At 76.3% G+C, this 6458-nt stretch carries 7 protein-coding genes; 3 read left to right on the top strand and 4 right to left on the bottom strand.

Going from position 1 to position 6458, the window contains the following annotated elements:
• Window positions 1–9: 9 nt before the first annotated feature.
• Window positions 10–537, bottom strand: coding sequence for a hypothetical protein (locus V6U81_RS22515; RefSeq protein ID WP_334491881.1), 528 nt, complete (start codon window positions 535–537; stop codon window positions 10–12).
• Here V6U81_RS22515 and V6U81_RS22510 point away from each other — a divergent pair.
• The 3 genes from V6U81_RS22510 (at window position 506) to V6U81_RS22500 (ending at window position 3943) form a co-directional block, all read left to right on the top strand.
• A complete protein-coding gene (locus V6U81_RS22510; protein WP_334491880.1) occupies window positions 506–964 on the top strand; it encodes a hypothetical protein in 459 nt (152 codons plus the stop codon). The genes V6U81_RS22515 and V6U81_RS22510 overlap by 32 nt on opposite strands.
• A 198-nt stretch (window positions 965–1162) precedes the next feature.
• Window positions 1163–3226: a DEAD/DEAH box helicase gene (locus tag V6U81_RS22505; protein ID WP_334491879.1), complete on the top strand. Its 2064-nt coding sequence runs from the start codon at window positions 1163–1165 to the stop codon at window positions 3224–3226.
• A 99-nt stretch (window positions 3227–3325) separates the two neighbouring features.
• Window positions 3326–3943: a putative glycolipid-binding domain-containing protein gene (locus V6U81_RS22500; RefSeq protein ID WP_334491878.1), complete on the top strand. Its 618-nt coding sequence runs from the start codon at window positions 3326–3328 to the stop codon at window positions 3941–3943.
• A gap of 37 nt (window positions 3944–3980) precedes the next feature.
• Here V6U81_RS22500 and cds1 read toward each other — a convergent pair whose 3' ends face one another.
• From cds1 to V6U81_RS22485, 3 genes are read right to left on the bottom strand one after another with little or no spacing between them, the layout of a single operon-like run.
• Window positions 3981–5072 (bottom strand): L-cysteine desulfhydrase Cds1, encoded by a 1092-nt coding sequence (gene cds1, locus V6U81_RS22495; RefSeq protein WP_334491877.1) that lies wholly within the window; start codon window positions 5070–5072, stop codon window positions 3981–3983.
• A gap of 22 nt (window positions 5073–5094) precedes the next feature.
• Entirely contained in the window at window positions 5095–5922 is an 828-nt protein-coding gene (locus tag V6U81_RS22490; RefSeq protein ID WP_334491876.1) for an SDR family NAD(P)-dependent oxidoreductase, read from the bottom strand.
• Between the two features lie 47 nt (window positions 5923–5969).
• Window positions 5970–6428 (bottom strand): Lrp/AsnC family transcriptional regulator, encoded by a 459-nt coding sequence (locus tag V6U81_RS22485; RefSeq protein WP_334491875.1) that lies wholly within the window; start codon window positions 6426–6428, stop codon window positions 5970–5972.
• Window positions 6429–6458: the final 30 nt, after the last annotated feature.

Genomic DNA, 6458 nt, shown 5'->3' with positions numbered 1-6458 from the left:
GCCTCCGACTTAGCCACCGGCGCCCGGACCGTTCCCGCCGCCGGTGCCACCGCTGCCGACCCCGCCGCCCGGGCCGCGCCCCACCCCGGGGCCGGTGCCGCCCGTGCCCGGCCCGCCCCAGCCGCCACCCGGGCCACCGCTGCCCGGCCCGCCGCCACCGCCCGGCCCGATGCCGGCACCGCCGTTTCCGCCGCCACCGGCCGTGCCCGGTGCGTTCGGCGCCGCCCCGGTCTCCGCGCCACCGGCCGGGCCGTCCGGGTTCGACCGAGCCACTCCGCCGGCGTCGGCGCCACCCGCCCCGGCGCCGACGTTCCGGGCCGCCGCGTCGGTCTCCGCGCCACCGGCCAGCACGCCGCCGGTGCCCGGGCCGCCCGCCTTCACCCCTCCGGTCTCCGCACCGCCGGCCGGCCCCGGGTCCGTCTTCCGGGCCGCCGCTCCGGTCTCCGCGCCGCCGGTGAGCTCCGCGCCGCCGTACCGGGCCGCCACGCCCGTCTCCGCGCCGCCGATGAGCTCCGCGCCGCCGTACCGGGCCGCCACGCCCGTCTCCGCGCCGCCGGTGGTGCCCGCGCCGGCGCTGCCCGCCTGGCCGCCCTCGGCCGAACTCACCACCCGCCGGGCCGGCGCGGAACGTTCCGCGCCGTCCGGCAGGCCGGCGGCCGGCGCGGCGGGCACCGCCTACCGGGGCGGACCCGACCTGGCCAGCACGGCCTACGGCGGGACCGACGGGCCGGGCTTCTCGACGGTCTCCTTCCCGGCCGGCAACCCGCTGGACAACTCCGGCTCGCTGACCGGGCACATCCTCGCCCAGGGCTGGGCCGACACGCCCACCTCCCGGTCGAAGACCACCCGCGTGGTGATCGTCCTGGCCGCCTCGCTGGGGCTGCTGGTGGCGATCAGCGTGCTGGTCGTCCTGCTCGCCAACGACGCGATGGACGGGCTGGTGGGCGGCGTCCTGAACAAGTGAGCACGGGCGGAAGCATCGTGAGCCCGCCCACTACCCGCGCGCGGTCGGCTGTCGATGTCGGCGGCGCGCCGTACACTTGCCTCGATCACTGACCTGGCGCGCACGGTGCGCGCCCATGGGCGATCTTGCGGGCGATTCGGCGGCGAGCACAGCCGCGGCGGGCCATCGCGAAGATGCGCCCCGCTCGAAAGGCTTTTCTTGACCACCTCTGCTGACCACGGCACCATTCCGTCCGCCCTCGACCTCCCGGCGCAGGACGCCGTCGACCTGCCGGCGCAGGACGCGCCCGTCGCCGACGTCACCTTCGCCGACCTCGGGCTCCCGCAGCCGCTCGTCGCGGCGCTCGCCCGGCAGGGCATCACCGCCCCGTTCGAGATCCAGCGCGCCACCGTGCCCGACGCGCTCGCCGGCCGGGACGTGCTCGGCCGGGGCCAGACCGGCTCCGGCAAGACCCTCGCCTTCGGCCTGCCGATCATCGCCCGGCTCGCCGAGCGCAACCGGGCCCGTCCGATGCACCCGCGGGCGCTGGTCCTGGTCCCCACCCGGGAACTCGCCATGCAGGTCAACGACGCGCTGATGCCGCTCGGCAAGGCGGTCGGGATCTTCCTCAAGACCGCCGTCGGCGGCGTTCCGTACGACCGGCAGATCGACGCGCTCCGCCGGGGTGTGGAGATCATCGTGGCCACCCCGGGCCGGCTCGGCGACCTGATCTCGCGCGGCATCTGCAACCTGGACGACGTCGAGGTGACCGTGCTCGACGAGGCCGACCAGATGGCCGACATGGGCTTCCTGCCCGAGGTGACCGAACTGCTGGCCAAGACCCCGGCCGGCTCGCAGCGGCTGCTCTTCTCGGCCACCCTCGACGGTGACGTGGACGCGCTGGTCAGGCGGTTCATGACCGACCCGGTCACCCACTCGACCGCGCCGTCGACCGCCTCGGTGACCACCATGGACCACCACCTGCTGCTGATCCCGCCGCACGACAAGTTTACCGTCACGGCGTCGATCGCCGCGCGGGACGGCCGGACGATGGTGTTCGCCCGGACCCAGCTCGGCGTCGACCGGCTGGTGGACCAGCTCGCCGCCGTCGGTGTGCGGGCCGGTGGGCTGCACGGCGGCAAGACCCAGCGGATGCGTACCAAGACCCTCGCGGAGTTCCGTGAGGGCCGGACGAGCGTGCTGGTCGCCACCGACGTCGCCGCCCGCGGCATCCACGTCGACGGGGTCTCCCTGGTGCTGCACGTGGACCCGCCGAAGGACCCGAAGGACTACCTGCACCGCGCGGGCCGTACCGCTCGGGCCGGCGAGTCGGGCGCGGTGGCCACTCTGGTGCTGCCCAAGCAGCGTCGGACCACGCTGGCCATGCTGGAGAAGGCCGGCGTCGCGCCGGAGGAGACCCGGGTCCGGGCCGGCGACCCGGCGCTGACCGAGCTGACCGGCGCCCGCGAGCCGAGCGGTGTCCCGGTGCGCGAGGAGCCCGAGGCGCGCCGGCACGGCGACCGTGCCGGTGGCCCGCGCCGCTTCGGCGACCGCCCGAGCGGCGAGCGCCGCTACGGCGACCGCCCGACCGGCGAGCGCCGCTACGGCGACCGGGACGGGCAGCGCTTCGGCGACCGCCCGCAGGGCGAGCGCCGCTACGGTGACCGCCCGACCAGTGACCGCCCGACCGGCGAGCGCCGGTTCGGTGACCGGGACGGGCGGGGCGAGCGCTTTGGCGAGCGCCGGTACGACGCCCGCCCCACCGGCGAGCGCTCCTTCGGCGACCGCAGCCAGCGGGACTTCGGCGACCGCGCCCCGCGGAGCTTCGGTGACCGTGACAACCGCACCGAGCGGCAGGGCGACGGCCGGGGCGAGCGCCGCTACGGTGACCGCCCGACCGGCGACCGCTCGTTCGGCGACCGGAGCCAGCGGGACTTCGGCGACCGCGCCTCGCGCGACTTCGGGGACCGGACCCAGCGGAGCTTCGGGGACCGTACCGACCGGCCGGCCGGCGAGCGCCGCTACGGCGATCGGGACACCCGGGGCGAGCAGCGCTTCGGTGACCGCCCGCAGGGCGAGCAGGGCTTCCGTGGCCGCCCGCAGGGCGAGCAGCGCTTCGGCGACCGGCCGCAGGGCGAGCGTCGCTTCGGCGGCGAGCCTCGCGGCGCTGACCGGGGCGGTTTCGGTCCCGGCGGGCGGGGCCGGGACGACCGGCCGCGCGAGGACCGGCCGCGCGACGACCGGCGTGGCTCCGGCGGCCGGCCGCCGGCGCGTACCCACTGATCGGCACGACCACCCGGAACGCCGCCGCGGAGCCCACGCTCCGCGGCGGCGTTTCCGCATGCGCTGCCCGTGTCGGCCGGCTCGCGTAACGTCCGGTCCATGCCGAAGTCACTCTTCTGGAGCCGGACCGACACCGCCGGCGCCGAGCACGTGGTGCTGGACGACGGCCCGACGTTCAGCGCCCGGGGCACCCAGGTGGCGGTGGACCCGATCGCCTACACCTGCCGCTACCGGCTCGCCGCTGGCGCGGACGGGGCCACCGGCTCGCTGCAGGTGGAGATCGAGGGAGCCGGCTGGTCCCGGCACGTCCGGCTGGAGCGCGGCGGCGACGGCTGGCGGGTGCGGGCCGGCGAGCAGGGCGACCTGGACGCGGCGCTGCGGGCTGCCGGGCGCCCACCGGCGGGCCTGCCGGGCGCCGAGGACCCGGACCGGCTGTACGACGCCCTCGACGTGGACCTCGGCGGCTCCCCGCTCTTCAACAGCCTGCCGGTGCGGCGGCTCGGGCTGGCCGGCGCGACGCCGGACCTGCCGCGGACGGTCACCGTGGCGTGGGTGCTGGTGCCGAGCCTGGAGGTGGTCGCCGCCGAGCAGGTCTACACGCCGCTCGGGCCGGGCCGGGTCCGGTTCGTCAGCGACACCTTCCGGGCCGACCTGGAGTTGGACGCCGACGGCCTGGTGCGGCGCTACCCGGGCCTGGCCGAGCGGGTCGACGGCTGAGGCGGTCCGTCCGGCCGGCCGCCGGGCGCCACCGGGCTCAGGCCGGCCAGGCGCCGGTGGTGAGGAAGCGTTCGATGGTGGCCAGGTGCGGGGCGAGGTCGAGGCCCTGCCCGGTCACCCAGTCGTCGGCGTAGTAGGTGTCGGCGTACCGGTCGCCGGCGTCGCAGATCAGGGTGACCACCGAGCCGGTGCGCCCGGCGGCGAGCATCTCGGCGATCAGCCCGAAGGCGCCCCACAGGTTGGTGCCGGTGGAGCCGCCCACCCGGCGGCCGAGCACCGCCGAGCCGGCCCGCATGGCGGCCAGTGAGGCGGCGTCCGGGACGGCGGCCATCCGGTCCACCACCGAGGGCAGGAAGGACGCCTCGACGCTGGGCCGGCCGATCCCCTCGATCCGGGAGCCCCGGCCGGTGCAGACCGACCAGTCGGCGGCCTGCCAGGCCGGGTAGAAGGCGGAGTTCTCCGGGTCGACCACGCAGAGCTTGGTGGACAACCGGCGGTAGCGGAGGTAGCGGCCGATGGTGGCGCTGGTGCCGCCGGTGCCGGCGCCCACCACGACCCAGGCCGGGATCGGGTGCCGTTCCAGGGAGAGCTGGGCGTAGATCGACTCGGCGATGTTGTTGTTGCCCCGCCAGTCGGTGGCCCGCTCGGCGTAGGTGAACTGGTCCATGAAGTGCCCGCCGGTGTCCTCGGCGAGCCAGCGCGCCTCGATCACCACCTTGGCCGGGTCGGCCACCAGGTGGCAGCGGCCGCCGTGGAACTCGATCTGGGCGATCTTCTCGGGTGAGGTCGAGGCGGGCATCACCGCGATGAACGGCAGCCCGAGCATGCGGGCGAAGTACGCCTCGGAGACCGCGGTGGATCCGGAGGACGCCTCGATCACCGTGCTGGACGGCCCGATCCAACCGTTGCAGAGCCCGTAGAGGAAGAGCGAGCGGGCCAGCCGGTGCTTCAGCGACCCGGTGGGGTGCACCGACTCGTCCTTGAGGTAGAGGTCGATCCCCCACTGCCGGGGCAGCGGGAAGGGCAGCAGGTGGGTGTCGGCGGACCGGTTGGCGTCGGCCTCCACGGCGGCGATCGCCTCGGTCACCCACGCTCGGCAGGCCTCGTCGCACCGGTCCAGATGAGTCACGCCGGCAACGTTACAAGCGAGCTCAGCTCGGGTCCGGCCCGACCCGGCGCCGCTGTCGGCGCTGGCCGGCCCGGCCGGCGGCCCGGACCACCGGGGTCAGCGCGAGCGCCAGCCGGGGCAGCGCGTCCAGGAGCCGAACCTGGGCGCCGCGCCAGCGCGGCAGGCTGACCACCGGGCGGGGGTGGCGGGCCAGCCGCGCGGCCCGCGCCGCGACCCGCTCCGGGGTCAGCATCGTCCCGGTGAAGGAGGCCAGCGCGCCGGGGTCGTCCAGCCGGTCGTGCAGCATCGGCGTCCAGATCCCGTCGGGGCACAGGCACGACACGTGTACGTCCCGGAGCCCGGCCATCCGCAGGTCGTGCAGGGTGCCGAGGCTGAACGCGAGCAGCGCGTGCTTGCTGGCCGCGTAGACGGTCTCGCCGGGCGCGGCGATCAGCCCGGCGAGGGAGACGACGTTGAGCACGTGCCCGCGCCGCTCGCCGCGCATCACGGCCAGGGCGGCCAGCGTGCCGTTCATCGCGCCGAGGGTGTTGACCTCGGTCAGCCGCCGTCGGGTGGCCGCGTCGTGCGTCCAGGACGGGCCGGTGACCAGCAGGCCGGCGTTGTTGACCCAGAGGCCGAGCCCGCCCCGGCCGGCCGCCTCGGCGGCGACCTCGGCGCAGGCCTCCTCGTCCCGTACGTCCAAGGCCCTCGACCAGCCGCCCAGCGGCGCGGCGGCCGCCGCGGCCGCGCCGGCGTCCAGGTCGGTGAGGAGTACGGCCCAGCCGTCGGCGTGCAGCGCGGCGGCGATCGCCCGGCCGAGGCCGCCGGCCGCCCCGGTCACCACGGCGGCTCGGGGCGCGGGCGTCGTCATCGGCGCAACCTATCGCCACCGGCCCGGCAGCACCAGGGGCGCGCGGGTCAGGGGGCGGGCGGGGCGAGCGGCTGGGGGCGGTTCTCCCACTTGGTCGACAGGGCGATGCCGGTGCGGGTGGAGGCGACGCCGGGGGTGCGGTTCAGCCGGTTGATCAGCTGCTCCAGCTCGGCGATCGTGCCGACCCGCGCTTTGAGCAGGAACGACTCCACGCCGGCCATGAAGTAGCAGGACTCGATCTCGGCCATCTGCCGGAACGCCTCGAGCACGTCGTCGGTGTCGGCGTTGGAGTCCTCGACGATGCCGATCAGGGCGGTCACACCGAGGCCGATCGCCTCGGGCTCCACCTCGGCCCGGTACGCCCGGATGACCCCGCTGGACTCCAGCTTGCCGACCCGCTCGTGCACGGCCGGCGCGGAGAGGCCGACCTGCCGGGCCAGCTCCGCGTACGACAGGCGGGCGTTGCCGCGCAGCAGGTCCACGAGGCTCAGGTCGATGGCGTCCACGGAGTGTGACCTTAGCTCCCCGGGCGTAAC

The organism is Micromonospora lacuserhaii, assembly GCF_036902735.1.
Taxonomy (GTDB): domain Bacteria; phylum Actinomycetota; class Actinomycetes; order Mycobacteriales; family Micromonosporaceae; genus Micromonospora.
Note: the sequence above shows the minus strand (reverse complement) of the source record. Positions and strands in the feature narration are given on the sequence as shown.

Bases quoted from the DNA above. Each gene is read 5' to 3' on its own strand.
- V6U81_RS22500 (WP_334491878.1), top strand. From the start codon at position 3,326: ATGCCGAAGTCACTCTTCTGGAGCCGGACCGACACCGCCGGCGCCGAG.
- V6U81_RS22510 (WP_334491880.1), top strand. From the start codon at position 506: ATGAGCTCCGCGCCGCCGTACCGGGCCGCCACGCCCGTCTCCGCGCCG.
- V6U81_RS22490 (WP_334491876.1), bottom strand. From the start codon at position 5,922: ATGACGACGCCCGCGCCCCGAGCCGCCGTGGTGACCGGGGCGGCCGGC.